The 17,150-nt window shown below is 39.0% G+C and carries 11 protein-coding genes; 4 read left to right on the forward strand and 7 right to left on the reverse strand.

Going from position 1 to position 17,150, the window contains the following annotated elements:
• Positions 1-634: 634 nt before the first annotated feature.
• The 3 genes from H2672_RS15530 to H2672_RS15540 all read left to right on the forward strand — a co-directional run bounded on the left by H2672_RS15530 (position 635) and on the right by H2672_RS15540 (position 2,429).
• Positions 635-1,423 carry a helix-turn-helix domain-containing protein gene (locus H2672_RS15530; RefSeq protein ID WP_186672866.1) on the forward strand — a complete coding sequence of 263 codons (789 nt, stop codon included), beginning with the start codon at positions 635-637 and terminating at the stop codon, positions 1,421-1,423.
• A 453-nt stretch (positions 1,424-1,876) separates the two neighbouring features.
• Complete coding sequence (locus H2672_RS15535) at positions 1,877-2,098, forward strand: DUF1659 domain-containing protein (protein WP_186672867.1); 222 nt, start codon at positions 1,877-1,879, stop codon at positions 2,096-2,098.
• Between the two features lie 112 nt (positions 2,099-2,210).
• On the forward strand, positions 2,211-2,429 hold the full coding sequence (locus tag H2672_RS15540) for a DUF2922 domain-containing protein (protein WP_186672868.1): 219 nt from the start codon (positions 2,211-2,213) through the stop codon (positions 2,427-2,429).
• 699 nt (positions 2,430-3,128) lie between these two features.
• Here the strand turns inward: H2672_RS15540 and H2672_RS15545 are convergent.
• The 5 genes from H2672_RS15545 to uvsE all read right to left on the reverse strand — a co-directional run bounded on the left by H2672_RS15545 (position 3,129) and on the right by uvsE (position 11,531).
• Complete coding sequence (locus tag H2672_RS15545) at positions 3,129-3,719, reverse strand: hypothetical protein (RefSeq protein WP_186672869.1); 591 nt, start codon at positions 3,717-3,719, stop codon at positions 3,129-3,131.
• A 632-nt stretch (positions 3,720-4,351) separates the two neighbouring features.
• Positions 4,352-4,531, reverse strand: a complete 180-nt coding sequence (locus H2672_RS15550; RefSeq protein ID WP_186672870.1) for a hypothetical protein — start codon at positions 4,529-4,531, stop codon at positions 4,352-4,354.
• A 915-nt stretch (positions 4,532-5,446) separates the two neighbouring features.
• Complete coding sequence (locus H2672_RS15555) at positions 5,447-6,685, reverse strand: NADH:flavin oxidoreductase/NADH oxidase family protein (protein WP_186672872.1); 1,239 nt, start codon at positions 6,683-6,685, stop codon at positions 5,447-5,449.
• Between the two features lie 671 nt (positions 6,686-7,356).
• Positions 7,357-10,401: an efflux RND transporter permease subunit gene (locus H2672_RS15560; protein ID WP_186672874.1), complete on the reverse strand. Its 3,045-nt coding sequence runs from the start codon at positions 10,399-10,401 to the stop codon at positions 7,357-7,359.
• 164 nt (positions 10,402-10,565) lie between these two features.
• Complete coding sequence (gene uvsE, locus H2672_RS15565) at positions 10,566-11,531, reverse strand: UV DNA damage repair endonuclease UvsE (RefSeq protein ID WP_186672876.1); 966 nt, start codon at positions 11,529-11,531, stop codon at positions 10,566-10,568.
• Between the two features lie 666 nt (positions 11,532-12,197).
• On the opposite strand from uvsE, the gene H2672_RS15570 reads away from it, so the two are divergent.
• Positions 12,198-12,938, forward strand: a complete 741-nt coding sequence (locus tag H2672_RS15570) for an SH3 domain-containing protein (RefSeq protein WP_186672877.1) — start codon at positions 12,198-12,200, stop codon at positions 12,936-12,938.
• A 1,035-nt stretch (positions 12,939-13,973) separates the two neighbouring features.
• Here the strand turns inward: H2672_RS15570 and H2672_RS15575 are convergent.
• The gene (locus H2672_RS15575; protein ID WP_186672878.1) at positions 13,974-15,467 is read right to left on the reverse strand and encodes an S-layer homology domain-containing protein; all 1,494 of its coding nucleotides are present in this window, start codon (positions 15,465-15,467) and stop codon (positions 13,974-13,976) included.
• A gap of 688 nt (positions 15,468-16,155) precedes the next feature.
• The gene (locus H2672_RS15580) at positions 16,156-16,926 is read right to left on the reverse strand and encodes a metal-dependent hydrolase (protein WP_186672879.1); all 771 of its coding nucleotides are present in this window, start codon (positions 16,924-16,926) and stop codon (positions 16,156-16,158) included.
• Positions 16,927-17,150: the final 224 nt, after the last annotated feature.

Consider the following 17,150-nt stretch of genomic DNA (forward strand, 5'->3'; position numbering starts at 1 on the left):
AGCCTTGAAAAGTTTCCTGTCATTTTTAACTAGAGCCAAAAGTTCCGCGAGCTTTTCATTGATCCCCTTCACGGTATCCTCACTAATGTGTTGCTCCTTGTACTGGCTAATTGTTGTTAGAAGTTCAGGGAACTGGATAACATGCGCTGTTGTGAAACTCTTATTGAATTTAAAAGTATAATTGTGAGGTGCCTGTACACCAAACTTTAATGTTTGTTTCAACAATCAGATTTGCTTCAGGGAAGGAACAAATCAGAATTGTACCAGAATTGCACGACGCACAGGTAGCCATCATTTAAAGCGCAGAATCCTTGTCAAATTAGGAAGTAAATTAACCTATAAGAGTGGGATGCGCCGTTTAGCTCCGACAAACATAAAACAAAATAGAAGGCAACCACAAACATTGTTTTGGTTGTCTCTTTTCTTTGCGCTTATGAGACTTCCCTGTTTGTTGCACAACCTTTAATACTCTATTTTCTTTCAACTTTTTTATTATTTGTCTAATAATTTGAATCCAGCCAACCATATTTTAATTTGCTTCCCAGCATCTCAAAAAAAAATAAAAAGTTTTTTCACCAAATTGTCCCCTTTCCCCCACTTTCCTTCTATATAAAAAATAAAGGGGATATTCTTTATGACAACTTACCTTTCTGAGTACGCTCACTTCACAAACAAACACGATCTAGACGCGGCGACAAGACAACATGTACTCACGAATTGGGACGCTATGAACCAAACTGAGCGGGCTGTTCTTGATATGATCCGTCGCTACTCCGTTAAATATGGCGCTGCACATTTGAAACACGAAACAATTGAAAAGGCTATTTTGAAATCCAACGCGACTGTACGACGCGCCATTCGCAAATTAGAAAAGCTCGGAATTATCGAACGCATTCACTATATCCGCCCTGTTATGAGCGGTCTAGGCGCTAACATTTACGTCATTAAACCTACTAGTGACCAGTCGAAAATGAACACCCCGAAGGATGATGAAAAACCTTCTGCCAGTAAGGTAGAACCTTCAAAACCGCAAAACGAAGCTTTTCTTTCTAAAGCGATAAATACTAAAGACATTAAAAGAACGTCTCCTCCGGAAATTGTGCCTACTACACTTTTCGGTAAAATGAAATCGCTTCTTTCTTCAACAATCGGGGACAGTAAATTGGCAAGAAACTTTTACGGCATCTACCGGCACCAGTCCCTGCAAATGCTGAAATTCAGTATTCATAAAGACAAAGGAGAACTGTTCGAGCAATTAGCTATGCAAGCACTTCGTATTGCCGTTCAAACAACGAAACAGAAAAAGGTCCGGAACCTGCCCGGCTATTATTCAGGTGTTTTCCGTGAAATTATTGGCAAGGCTTTATTTAGCAAGGCTTTCATGGATTATGATGTAGCCGTTGAGGGGTTATTCTATCGATAATAATATTATTGTTTGGCTGCCTGCGCTAACAATAAGCAACCAAAAAATGATGCAATTACATCATAAAAATTAGATACTTTGTCGAAAATGGACAACACGAAATGCTACCGTATTAATTTTACAAAGTTGCAATATCAGACGGTTCAAAATGCACCATCGACGACCGCAAAATCAGCCCAAGTGGAAGTGCAAATTGCCTCCTCTACAGAGGGCAAAATGCCCCTAGCAATAACCTAAGAGTATAAGAGTATTAAAATAGAGTAGTGTGGGGTGCACGAAACTTTCACGTCGGTTTCATCAACCGGATTTGTTTCGTGGAAGGAACAACCCAGAATTGCGTTTGAATTGTGTGGTGTACAGTGCTCCACCACTTCAACACCAATCATTTTTAAAAACACTGTCCCCTTTCCTTCCCCATCACTCTATATAAAGGGTGAAAGGAGGTGAAATACAATGGCAGCAACAATTGAATTTCAACAAGCGGCGGGTCGCGTTTTCTTCGACGGTGGTTTGACAGAGGACGGAAAGATTATCCGCAAAGCGAAGACGTACCGCAACATCAAGGAAAATGCACCAGCTGAGAACTTGTACAAAGCGCTGGAACAACTTGGTCAGCTTTCAACTTTGCCGTTCATCGGAGCGGATATCGTGGAAACATCGAGTTTGATTGATTGAGTAACAAATTAACTAATCAGGAATAGCAAGGCGCCCGCTAGACGCCACAGGCATAAGTCAATCTAGCGACGTGGTGCCCGGAGTCTAGACAATAGAAAGGGAGGGATAGAACATGGCTAAAACACTACAATTGAACTTCAACACAGCAAGCGGGAAAAAGGTCAGTTTGACCGTGGATGAACCCCGTGCAGATTTGACGCCGCAAAGCATAGAAGCGGCGATGCAGGAGATCATTGCTGCGAACGTATTTGAAATCAACGGCGCTCCACTCGCAACGGCAGGTAGCGCTCGGGTTATCGAGCGCAATGTAACAGAACTTGTAAACGGCTAACGAGCAGCAACGACCGGTTCACCAGTTCTCGGACTGGGGACCGTTTTCTCATATTAGTAAGAGGTACCTGTGCTCATACGAAATGCCTGGCAATTCACACATTCAATTAATTACACAATAAGTGAAGAGAACGCTTAGGTAATGGTTTACTTTGTATTATTGTAGAATTGCATTGTATTTTCTGAGTAGCGTCGCGCACAGTTAGCTAACACTAATTTCTTTCACTACAACAATTATAAGGTAAAAAAAGTGACCCTAGCATTTTTACACTAGGGTCACTCAATGATATGTACGATAAAACTTTTCTGTCCATTCTTTCTAAAAGTTTTAAAGGATAAAGTACTTTCGCATCGCTTCTCCACGTAAGCAACCATCTGCAAAAATTAAAAGAGATACCTGTGTCAGACACAAAGACGAACTACTTACACATTCAAATAATTATTCAAAAAGTATAGAAAAACCGCACAGGGATTGATTTATCTTGTACCATCATACAATCGCTTTGTATTCACTGAATAGTGTCGCGCACAGGTTCTCAAAATAATTTTTGTGCCACAATCGCACCCTATTCTTGCACAACGCTGTACGATTAAAGCACCCGTTAAAGGTATACACAATAATTATTGTAAGAGGAAAATATCATTTTAAAACAATTGATAATGCAATGTTAAATCGAAGGGAAGTGGATTTTTAAATTCACTATTCTAGTTTGAAATTTATTATACTTTTTCCCTTAACCGATCCCCCATCTATCCAGATAAATTCTAGTGCATATTGACTTCCAATTATTTCTTCGTCAATTGTAATTTTTAGCGGTGTATTTTCAGGAGTCTTTTGTTCCCTACTTAATTCTTTCTTATCATAATCATCTCTGTTATCTATGTGTATGAAATGAATTTCTGTTGGTTGTGGTTTTAACGTACTCCAATCAATTTGAAGCTGATTACCTGCCACAACGTCGCCACTATGAATAGTCGGGTAATTGTAATGATAAAATTCGTCACAATCGTTCCAACACACATCACCATAGGAATGGTCAAATGATGGGAATATCACATCCCCATTAGAAGATAAAAGGGATATAGAAGGAGAAGCAATACTCTGAAAGGTTGGAAGAAGGTTTTGTTCGTTTTCAAGAACAATTATTGGACCTTCCACTTCCTGTATACTTTCTGGTTTAACAACGTGATTTAATTCCTCTTTCTTTTCTAACTCTTGACTTTCATTTTCACAAGCGGTTAAAACTACTGATAAAAATAGTAAAAGTAATATCAATAAGGCATTTTTCATTTTAATCTCTCCAGTATATGGTCCGATTGTAGCCCAGTCCTTATGCATTAGGCGCACCCGATTAGTTGAAGAAGAAAAAAGAGACACTTATTAAACAATCGCGCCCGTTTGCAGAATAATTAAATTTGAGCTATTGGCGATTTATAGCGATTTCATGTGACTAAAACATCTTCACTCTTCTAAAAAGATTTTAATTTAACTCCATCCTACTGTTATATTTATTAACAAAACAGTGAAAATAGTAAATGCGACATAAAATAAATTAAAGTAAATATTACTGTAATCTTTATTAAAACCTCTTTTTCCTAATATATAATTCAGGAAAACGAAACCAGCTCCAAGAACAAAAAAAGCACTCATATTCAGAAAATCTACAAACGCTAGAATCAACATACTAACACAAAATATAATATATCTAATTCCTTCTACCCTTAATAAATTCATAAAAACTCACCACTTTCACTGCTTTTCAATTTTTTTACAGGTAACTTTTTCAACATATAAATTAAAATGACAACTTCTTTTAACAGTAATGATTTGCATCCCAGCAAATCCCAATTCAATCATCTGGCCCGATTGTGTGATATGAACGCAATCGCTTACGCTACAATCGCACCCGATTGCGAGATATTCTACTCAACACCTGATATAAAATTTCCCTCTTCGTCAATCTGGTACAGCCCACCACCGAAATATAATCCTCTTTCTTCAATAAATTCTATAAAAGCATTCGAAAACTCTTCTTCACTTAAATCTTCTCCACTAGTTGCATAAAGACAACCATCCAATCTAATTCCAAATGGTCTTTTCAATATCTAATACCTCCACAGTAAAAACTCTCTTTAGTTTATACTCAACAACCTGGCTCTGTTGCTAAAAGAGGGCAAATTCTTCTTCAAGAATCGCCCCGATTACTTTAATAACACTATTTTCTATTCAGTAATTTTATAGGGTAGAAAAACACAACAGTTAATACCAATCCTAAATACAAAGGATATTTTAAAATGTCATTAGATGAGTATCCCAATAAATAAGGCATGCCTATTAGAGATAGTAAGATACCAATTAACAACAAAATAAATCTTGCTTTTTTGATCATAAATGTCCCCCTATAAAAAATTCGAGTTCGTTTTTTGTCCTACTTTTCACGATCTGGCCAGATTGTGGCACAAGCATAGTTATATTATAGATACGCTTATAAGGCTTGAAAGGTTTCATTTTTCCGAGGGTTATGAATTCAACGAACTATGCTATAGCCTCCTTATTTAAATCCCTCCCCATAACTATATCAAGGATATCCCAATGTATTCCTAAAAAAGGGGACTCTTCTTGAGCTTAAGAAATGAAAAAGCACCGCTAAATGCGATGCTCATTGCACACTGTTTTCTGTGATTCAATATGCTAAACAGTGTGTTATTTCTCTGTTTGCAGCCCTGAAGAGAACCCGTTAAATTGCTACTCCTCTCTTCTACTTTATTATATTGGTTTAGCTTTTATATTACTTGCCAACGTTTCGCATCCGATTGCGATATGGATGCAATCATTTTTAAAGCAATCGCATCCAATTCAAGATTTATTAAAATGAGGTACCTGTGTCAGACTCAAAGGCGAAGTATTCAAATGATTACACAAAAAGTAAAGAAGAACCTTGAAGTTTTTGAATTATTTCGAATGACTATACAATCGTTTTGTATTCACTGAATAATTTCTCGCACAGGTTCCCAAAATTATGCTCTTCTTCTTAAGAAGACACTACGACCATTCCCTAGAAGATTTTGTATTAAAGATAACCAAACATTATGGTCAGGGTTTGGAGATTTAGATTTCCCCATTCTTGCTAACTGCTGTTCATACCAACCAATTTCTAACAAGGATGCGCTCTTGTCTATTTGTTTAATCCCCGTTCGGATTGGTTTTGCACGAACGGTTTCATAACTACCATTAAATATTCTATTTGCCAAGTCCGGCACTAAGGCAAAAGGTCTTGCAATTCCAACCATATCAATTTCTCCGTTCGCAATAGCTTCTTCCATCCCTTTTTGAGAACGAAAGCCGCCTGTGACTACAATTGGAGTAGTGATTAATTCCTGAGCCTTTTTTGCATAGTCTATAAAATACGCTTCTCTTTTTTTTGTTGTTTCTTTTACATCTGCGCCCATCATTATCGGATTCTCGTAATTGCCCCCAGAAATTTCAATGAGATCAACCCCTATTTCGGACATTTTCTGAAGAACTTCCATAGACTCGTCTTCAGTGAATCCACCCTTTTGAAAATCAGCTGAGTTAAGTTTAATACCGATTGGAAATGATCTCCCGACTTGTTTCCGGATTTCTTTATACGTTTCTTCCAAAAACCTCATACGATTTGCTAAGGTTCCTCCCCATTCATCTGTACGTTGATTGTGGTAGGGGGATAAAAACTGGTTGAAAAGGTAACCGTGTGCTGCATGGATTTGAACACCTGTAAAGCCTGCTTTTTTCGCAATTCTTGCCGCTTCTCCAAATCGGTTAATCAAATCTTCAATTTCAGACACCCGAAGAGCACGTGGTTGGTTAAAGAAATGTTTTAAACTTCCTGTAAGAGGAACCGCACTTGGTGCTACAGGTTCTTTTGATATCATTTTGGGTGATTGCTTCCCTGGATGATTGAGCTGCATCCAAAGGTGAGTCCCATTTTCAGTTCCCGCTTTCGCCCACTTCATTAGCATACTTAAATCACGTTCATCTTCCACAGCAACGTTATTCGGCTCTCCTAAAGAATTTCGATCTATCATAACGTTACCTGTCATGACAATACCCGCCCCCCCCTCAGCCCAGGTTTTATATAAAGGAACCAATGATTCACTTGGATTTTGATGAGCCGTTCCCAATGCTTCACTCATCGCGGATTTAAAAATTCTATTCTTAATGATTGTTCCATTTGGAAGTTGTAAAGAATTACCCAAAACGGACGTTGATTGATTCATTTTAGTCTGTCCCCTTACTATTTCAGATATGTAGAAAACGCATAAGTATTGATTTATTTTGTATTATCATACAATTATATTGCATCACTGAGTAGGTACCTAAAATTTAGAATGATAAATTTTTGGGTGAAGGTACGATTTGGACAATAGAGCTTGGTTATCAATGTTATTTGAAATATATGCGTTTAGATGATGCCATCTATTTAATTAAGTTTAGTTACTAAATTCACATTCCAATGATAAAGCGACACACAAGAAAAGACCGCTGAATGCAACTTAATTAGCAATCAATATTGCATGTTGTTTATGATCTTGTTGGATCTTCTGAAGGGACTGTTTTGTTCTTGGATAATCTATATGGTTCACTAATTCAAAAAAATTTACAAGATAAAAATCAACATAACTGTTAGCTACGGCACAAAGCTGGTTTTAAGGCGCGTTTCGACCATTATGTGCACTAGCAGAGTATGTCTTTGTTCCCCAAACATAGCGCTCATTTGTGGGATAAAGGATTTTGCCTGGAGCATACCAAGGAGGTGCTACAAAGAGCACATACTGCTTAGTGATGACTTTATGAGGAACGGGTTGCAAAGTGACGAACAAACAAATGTGAAAACTGAATAAAGCAAATGGAAAAACCACAGCAAATTCGCTGTGGTTTTTCCATTTGATTATACACGTTCTGCCTTATGCCCGATTAGTTTGTAGTACACCAGATACAACGATGGAATCATCACTAATGTAAATAGACTTGAGAATGCTAGCCCAGCAATGATCGTAATTGCAAGTGCTTCAAACAATGGATCACCCGATACAGCAACTGGAATCAAGGCTACAATTGACGTTAGCGATGTCAAAATGATTGGTTTGATTCGCACGTATCCTGACTCGACAATTGCTTCTATGACATCCATATTGCCTTGAAGACGGCGCGTTTCCACAAAGTCGATTAACACAACCGCATTCCTCACAACAATACCGGTCAACGAGACAATCCCCATGACGCCAAGAAAGCTTAGGGGTGTCTGTGTGATGAACAATCCTAGAATCGCGCCAGAAATACCAAGGTACACCGCGAATAACACAAGGAACGGCAGACTGAACGATTTGAATTGGAATGCAATGACCAAGTAAACAAGTAACAAGACTACTAAGAATAGAATACCGATCTCAGCGAAGAATGCCTGCTGATCAGAATTCTCCCCACCAGTAGAGATCGTGTAGCCTTCAGGTAAGTCTTTTCTATTTTCTTCAGCAGCATCCAACATATCATCCTTGAATCCATCTGCATCGCCATACGCTTTTAACGTAATCGCCCGTTCCCCTTTTTCATGAGGGATTTGTGTGAGTAACGATGTTTTCTCTGAAGTGAGCAACTCATCCAGTGGTACGAGTTTCGGTGGACCTTGAGTCGTCATGGAAGGCACGACAATTTCTGAAAGATCTACAGGTTCCCCCTCATTTATCCCTTTTTCCTTTAACACGATTTGTTTTGATATATCGCCTTCGTATAACTTAAATAACGGTACGCCTTGCGTAAGCAATTGTAGCTGATTCGTTACTAAGTTCAAGGAAATCCCATTATCCTCAAGTGCTTGGCGATTCGGGATGTACTGGATAGCTGGAACAGGTTCCCCTAAGTTATCCGTGACGATATCCGCGCCCTTTTCAAGCAAGCGAGCTTTCAAGTCATCACGTAGCTGAGCGAGTTGATCGATGTCATCGCCCTTAATTGTTACGGTAACCGGTGCTCCGACAGGCGGTCCTTGGACAATTGTACCGAAAAAGATTTCCGCATCACTGTAGCGTTTCCGTAATTCCGGTTCCCACTTGTCAATGAATTCAGTGGCACTCGTGTTGTCTTTTTTAATGCGGAACACGGCCTGCCCGGTATTTTCACCTGTGTTATTCATAGAAGCAGCAAACAGATTAGGTAATCCACTACCTATGAAAATGGCTGTTTCTTTTACGTTTTCATCTTCATCTGAAACGTCGTCAATCATCTTTTGAATTATATTATTTGTTTCGTCAATCGTCGTCCCTGCTGCCAGTCGGACATTCACCGTTACTTCCTCTTTGTCTGCAGCTGGGAAGAATTCAAACGGTGTTAGAAGTGCTAAGAATAGCAATCCAGTTGCTATGACCAGACCACCTATACCGACGAATAAAGGACGCTTCAATACTGAACGCAATACTTTTTCTGAGTAGAATACCGCGATTTTTTCTAAAGGTTTCCCTAAAAATCCTGGCGTATCTGGCACCTTTTTATTGCTCCTTGTAGTCTTGATGAACTGGAGCATTGGAACAAGCGTGACAGATAGTACAGTCGATGCAATAATTGTCGTGATTAAGATACTTGGGAGTGCTTTGATGAATGCACCATTTCCACCAGATAGTAAAAGTAACGGTGAAAACGTTACAACAATCGCTAAACTGGAAGAAATAATTGATGTATAGACTTCTTTAACACCATTTATAGCACCATTTAGTGGTGAATCACCCAACTTATAACGTCGCTGAATATTGTCATTCACAACGATGCTATCATCGACTAGAATCCCAATTGCGATTATGAGCCCAATGACTGAAATCTGGTTCAAGTCGACTCCCATATACGGAATTGGAATGAGGCCAACAAGTACAGATGCAAGAACTGTCAATGCGACTACAAACGAACCGAACAGTGTTAGCCCAGCAGTTGTCACAACCAGTACCGCAATGACTGCGATAAGTAGTGAAATATATAGACTATTGAATATTGTGTTCACGTTGTTTGCTTGGGATTCGTATGTGTGGGCCGTTATTTCACTAGGAAGGTCTACAATAAACCGATCCATCTTCTTCGCAATGGTTTTATCCATAGAAGGGATATCTTGCCCTGGCTGAAGGAAAATCGTATAAGAAATTGCAGATTGCCCGTCAAACGTGACAATATCTTTCGCATCTTTTGCTACGTCTCCAATATCAGCTAATTTAGCCAACGGCACAGCGGCATTTCCAATTTGTAATTGTTTTAGTTTTTCAATTCCCTCATCCTGTTTCACTGTCAAGACGACACGTTCCTTACCGTCATCGTGGGTGCCAAGAGAGAGGGGTTGATTGGCTTGTTGCAACACACCGAGTACATCAAAGGGTTGCAGTCGATTTTCAGCCAGTTTTTTAGGGTCGAGCGTAATCATTAGTTGCTTTTCCGTAAACCCTTTTACTGTTGTTCCTGCAACTCCCTCTATTGTCTGGATATCATCTGATAGCGTAGCAAACGATGTCTCCAAGTCTGCAAGTGCTTTATCGTCTCCAGTAAACATGTATGATACAAGCGGAAACGCTAAATCGAGTTTTTTCACTTCAGGTCTTTGTGCGTTCTCAGGTAATTCACTAACTGAACTCTGCACTTCTTGCTGCAACTTACTGATTGTCTGTTCATTGTCGATTCCATCATTTAATGACAGTGTAATGATTGATACGGAATTCGCTGAAACAGAATTCATTGTATTGATTCCGTCTACTTTCTTAACTGCTCGCTCGAGTGGATTTGTTACTGTTCTTTCTACCTCCATAGGTTCAGCCCCCGGAAGAATAGCAGATACCATCACAAGATTGACAGGGGTTTCAGGTATTTCCCGCTTCGGCAGCGTTAAAAACGTATAAGTTCCAACTAACATAAGGATGAAAATTAGGAAAATGAATAATTTACTCCTTTTTAATAGATAAATCAATGGTGTTCCTCCCTACTATAATCTAATTGTGTCAACGCAACGCTATTACTATCCTTTATCATGCCATATCCTACCATCAATCACAATTTAGGAAACTCTAAAATACAAAAGCAGGAATCCCGATACCATCGAGTCCTGCTTTTTATGAAAATCACTTTATACTATTACTTCAAATAAAACGACGACCCATCAATCATCTCAACATCGTCCCTATTTTTAACCTCTTTAATAACGTTAAAAAGAGCTTCATCCTTCTTTTTTGCCTCAATCATACAATCGATTTGAGGAACCGAACCTTTGATTTCCTTTAAAAAACTGAAAAACATGTCCACATCCACATAATCTGAATGGTGACGGAATGCGTCCTCACTTTTTGGACTAGAGATATGCATTTTGATTGGGAGGGGCGAGTCCTTCCATGTTGCTACTACACGGTCCCAATTATCTTCCCACTTTTCATGACGATGGTGAGCCAGATGATGATGAAAATCAAATACAAGCGGAATTCCTAACTTTTCACATACATAAAGCGTATCGTCCAGTGTAAATGAAGTATCATCATTTTCGAGCATGATCATCTGTTGAATATGCTTTGGGAAATCAACCCAATTTGCAACAAATCGGTCCAAAGACTTTTCTGTTTCTTTATAGTTGCCACCGACATGAAGCACACAACGATGAGTAGGATCGATGTTCATCCCCTTTAACAATAAATAATGCATAGTTAAGGTTTTTAATGAATTCTCCAACACCTCTTTTTTAAAGGAATTCAGAACAACAAAATGATCCGGATGAAAATCAATTCTTAGCTGATGTTTTCTAACAAACTCCCCAATTTCGTCCAATTTCGTTTTTAGAGGCTCCATATAATCCCAATTAGGAAGTTCTCCATGGTTCGCCAATGGAATTAGTCGAGAGGTTAAGCGATAAAAATGAATTCCATTAAATACATTATGTTTCAGCAATCTATGTGTATTTTCAAGATTAGCCAGCGCAATCCTTTCCAATTTGCGAATCGCCGCCTCACGATCCCCGATCTTTTGAAACTGAGCAAACGTCATTGTTTTAGATGGAGAAGCATTCTTCAGTTCCATACTCATCGCAACATATCCTAGTCGTACAATCGTCATTTTACCACCTCATCCATCAGTATGAAGCTAATGTGGTGACAGTAGACATTGCTATGCCCTTACGATTAAACTATCCTTCTTGCTTTTCAAGTAGATTGCACAGGTAGTATAAGCAGGAAAATCAAATCCAAATTTGTGATCCAGTTCATATAGATTCTCTTTTTGTAGATACGAATCCGAAGATATCCCCACTCGTCAAGTAATTGACGAGAAGCGCTATCTCAATGAACTAATTGTATTGGTGCGATGTTAAATAATTAAAATTCAAAAATTGTTATAAAAATACAAGTGAAATCGTTCTAAACATTGGTTTAACAGACGTTGCATTTTTTATACAATTGCTGTCATTTTTCTGATTTGTTCATTGTAGGTTCCTAAAATTACAGTTTAACCGTGGAGTTAGGCTTTTTTAGTTTTATACACAGCGTACTTAAAACTCTATCAATTCGAAGTCGCGTCTCAATTGTGCATCCCACAGGTACTCACAAAACTTTCACGTAGGTAACCATGTCTAAGAATCATCAGTTCCTCTTCCCAATCAGTACTGACACTACATATTTTTTCTGACGCAACTACCAGTTCTACTTAAATTACTTGCCCCATAGACTTGCGTATACGTAACTACTTTCAGGGGTGATTTAAATCAGAAAACTGGTATTGGCAATTATGTTATTGTTACTCAGTTGTTCCTATGCACTTCCTTCACAGATAGCGGCGGCGGTAAAGACAACAGAAATGGTTGTAAGTGCGAAAGGAGATATTTTTCTACGCGCAAAGCCACAACAAAATGCTGTTAGGTTGGATACCATTAAAAACCATTCGACTGTGACTGTCTTATCTTCATCGAATGGATGGTCTTATGTGCAAGCCGGAAAAAACAAAGGATATATTTACACATCGGCTTTATCCAAGATAAGTCCGAAAGCTGCCCCTACTATTGTAATGAAAGGGCTGACGCCAATTAATGGACTAATTCTTACCTATGAACCCTCTTTCATTAGTAACGAAAAAGAGACGTTCTATGTGGAAAAAGAAGATGATTTTACGTATCTTTACAATAAGAAGAGTCATCTTTATCCTGACTTATCTAACTATACGTATATTGAGGACAATGAGGGACTGATGATGGGCGTATCAAGTTCGGACTTCATCTTTGTGAACGTTCCCTATCCACTGAAACAAGGAACGCACACTACACAATTGGATTATCCGATTGATCAGAAAGTCCTAGTAGAAAGTACAACGAAAACGATTACAGTGAAAGCCGGAAGCTTCAGGAATGTCGTCATCCTCCGTTACTCGAATGGCTCCCGAGAATACCTTGCGAAAGGAATTGGAATAATTAAAAGTACAAGCGGCAACGGAAGGGTAATTACAGAGTTGGTATCTGTAAAAGCAGTGAAATAAATGCGTTTCAAAAAAATCGTTGTCCTGAGCTATTCTCGTGGCAGCGATTTTGTGTTTGTATATTATATTTGGAGTACCTAAAAAGAGGCACTGTGTCAGACAAAAAGACGAACAATTCACACATCCGCATAATTGTTTAAAAAATAAAGAAAAACCGCATAGCTATTGATTTATTTGTATTATCATACAATTGCATTGTGTTCACTAAATAGTGTCACGCACAGTTACTTGAAATTTAGTTCTAATTCCCTGCCACCATCATAAAATAAATAGATTCGACCTTCAAAATACAAATAAAGGGGACAAGAATATGTATTCCATTCATTTTTACGAAAGTAAAACCTATGTACTAAACAAGGCGTCAAGAATCATACCTTCCGTTAATGAGAATGTGAGAATTAAAGGACGTAATGGAAAAGTGATCAATGTTCAGGAAATGGGGGAAAACAGATATTTCGTGTTTGTTGAGTTCGAAAAAATAGTGGATAAAAGCATACCGGCTATGAAAAATTTAAAAAAGAAGAAATGATGATAGATTCCATTAGTCGAAGAGTCAACGATATAGAAGTACTTGGTGACATTTAATAGAGCCCATCTCCAAGTTAGCAATGACAATACCTGTGGAACGGACCACATTTCACAGGCTATTTTCCTAACTGATCCAATTCATCTTGGATTCCGTGACTTTCCACTTAATCCTGGTTGCCTACTTACATAAGTTGGCCATAATTAAGATTTTCACCTAGGAAAAGTCAGTTAACTTTTTTGCATCATAATTCATCAGTGGACAAGCCAAAATATTAACGGGCAATAGAGATAAATATTGACGAAAGACTAATTCTTCGTCTACACTTTTCATAAGAAAGCTCCTTTCTGTAAAGTAGATAACTGATTAGTCGTCAGTTTCATTTTACAGTAGGAGCTCTTTTTTTCGAATTAATTTAACTTTATTTCTGATTCCAATCCTTTGTTTTACATTATTTTACTGCTTTGCAACGCTAGTGTGTTCCTAAAATTCATTGTCACTTACTCCTCTTAAAGATCCGGCTCCATTAATCCCCGACCACTTACATGGATGATCGACCCAATCTGTTCGACAGATACCCCTATGCCGGTCATAAGATGTCTATGACAGTCACCTGTGTTATTAGGTCCTTCGCAAGATACACCTTTGTCGATTTTATTCACATAATCAATCATAACAGTGCCTGCTTTTTTGCCGGTGTAGTGGAACCTATTTGTACCCGGCTCTCTCGTAACGTCGGCAATCTGCTCATAATTCTCAGGCCAGATGTTGTACTTTCCGATATCGTATTTATCCTCTTCACCATATGAAAATGTCGGCTGCTCCTTCAATGTGCGCATCGTATAGTAGATTTTGTTCTCGGCTACCTTGGCTTCGATTCCGTAAAGCACTACCTTCCCATCAGCAAAGCGGACAGTGGCAATATACTCGCCCGGCTTATCGATATCAATGCAAATGGAATAATCGCATACTTTGAACGTCATGTTGTCATTAAGCAGTTTCCCGTCCATCGTAGCGAGAGATACATTTCGGACATCTCCTGAAACATCAGTCCTTTGTCCGAACTCTCCGTATAGCATATATAACTCTGCTACTGTCGGCAGATGATCCTCCATCTTTTCCAACGTCAACTTCAGCTCGCCGTTTTCTTTTTTGATATGCACGTAATTCTTGCGGTGTTCCAATTCCGCTGTTCTGGAAGTTCTTCCGTGGAAAACGATGGCTCCTTTCCCTTCCTTCAACGGAATCAGCTGGACTTTATCTTCTGTATATCCTTCTTTCCCTTTAATCAAAACCGCTTTGAATAACCCGGAATTGATTTCATCCGCTGTGATGTTTGTGATGAGATCCCATCCAAAATCACTTGGTTCGAGCGTCACCAAATTCGACGGCTTCGCATCTTCAGTCGCTGTGATCATCTTCGCCGCTTGCCCTCTCGTAATCGCCGCATTCGGGCTAAATGTGCTAGGCGTCGTTCCCGTCGTAATGCCGAGCTTATAAATGATCAGAATGTTGTCGTCATGGGATCCATAGCCCGGAACATCCTTGAACGGATTGCCGATATCCCCGTCACGCGGCAAATCAAACGCCTTCACCAAAATTGAAGCCATCTGCCCTCGCTTGATTGGATCATTCGGACCGTATCGTCCGTCCGCATAGCCGCCGATAATCCCTTTTTCCGCCATCGCAGCGATCGCTTTGTAATAGCCGTTCGCTGTTGACACATCTTTGAAATTAGGATTCTTCACATTGTCCGTATCAAGCTTGATCATCTTGGCAATTATTGCCGCAGCCTGCCCTCTCGTAATCGAGTTGCTCGGCTTGAAAGTACCATCCGGATACCCACCGATAACATTTCGCTCAGCCAGCTCATTCACCGATTCCGCGAAATGCTTCGTCGGCGGCACATCTTTAAACAGTTGCTTGTCTGCCGCTGAGCTGGATAACGGTAAGCTGCACGCTAATAGTAATGCGCCAAGCGCTGTCATGATTTTTCTCTTCATCTAATCTCTCCCCTTCTATTCTAAGACAAACCAGTTCCATACCGGCTACGTCTGAATTTGGCACTGTATAGACGGAGGAAACGGAGAAAAGTTTCAAAACTTTTAAATTCTCTTTTATGCATAGTATCCTTTTCGGCCCCTTGCACTGTCGGAAGTGGTCGCCTGAAGCGAAAATCTCGACAAAAAAAGTATGAATTCCCATTCGTTAGTTGAACAAGTACAGAAGTGAGTGGTGCATGTGCACGAAACTTTATGTTTGTTTCAACAATCGGTTTTGTTTTGTTTCATTTCATGGAAGGAAAAACCCAGAATTGCGTTTGAAATGCATGGTTCATAGGCACGCATTTCCACTTATAAACCAAAAGCCCTCCGACCGATTGCTCAGGCAGAGGACTTTTATTTCGTATCTATGCTTATTCAACAGAATGGCATTATTCCAATTGAGTGTGTGGTGCACAGGCAGCCATCACTAACAGACAAGCAATAAAATCATCCACATAACTATACAAAAAAGATCAGACATTTGCTTACATGTCCGATCTTTTTTATATAGTTATAATTAGAATGCATTCTCAGAATGGTTTCGTGCATAGTGTAACCAGTATGCATACTAATAAAAGCTAGTAAAAGGCACCGGCTTCCCATTGAATTTGGGGATTGTTCTGGATTCTGGTACCAATCGCTACTTTCAAAATTCCCGTTCTTCGCCATATCCCAGGATGACCACTTTTGTTTTAGGATAGTCTTTTAATGCCTTTTCTAAATCCCGATCTTTATCTATCATATTTTCTATGATTGGAAAAGCAGCCAATAGGCTCTCAAGTGCTGCGGGCTCGGGAGCTGTTTCTTTCGTAGGAAATGTATGACTCGGAATTACGTACTCTACATTTAAAAAGTTTTTAACAACATATGCGGCTTCTTGTGGCCCCATTGTGAATTGACCAGATGAAGAAAGGATTGCGATAGTTGGTTTATATAAATCTTGAATGATTTTAATATCATACGTAACAGCAGTATCACCTGAATGATAGAGCGTGTGACTATCTTTGAAATCAAAAATGTAACCTGCCGCTTCACCTGCATAGATGGGGGTTCCTTCTGTTTCCTTATAAGATGAACTATGTTTTGCTGGGACCATTGTTACTTTGACATCCTCTAGTTGTATTGATCCGCCTATATTTATCGGATAAACATTTTTAACTCCTTGTTGCAGAAGAATTAGTGCCAACTCATACTGTGCGACAACTAGTATGTCCGGATTCGAATCCAGTATTTTTTGTAAACCACTCGTATGGTCAAAATGACCATGAGTCAGAAAAACCCCATCTATGGACTGAAAGAATCGTTCATCATTAAACTCTTTAGGGCATCCGGGATTTAAATCAAAGAATGGATCAATAAGATAGTTTTTTTTGCTTTTAAATACGTACATCGCATGGCCCAAGCGTAAAATTTTCACACCCTCTACCTCCATAAAAATAATAGTTTCTAGACGGTAATGTATATGCATTACGTAAGCCTGTTAGAATGTTGCGACCCTCTCTTCACTTAATTCCGAAATAGTCAATCTCGACGGAATCTACTAGCCAACGAATGCAGATGAAATGAACACCTTACAATAATTATTGTAAGGTGTTCATTTTTCGTTAAAAACACTGCTGATTCAGTGGTTAATTCAAAGGT

Source organism: Sporosarcina sp. BP05 (assembly GCF_014282005.1).
Lineage (GTDB): Bacteria > Bacillota > Bacilli > Bacillales_A > Planococcaceae > Sporosarcina.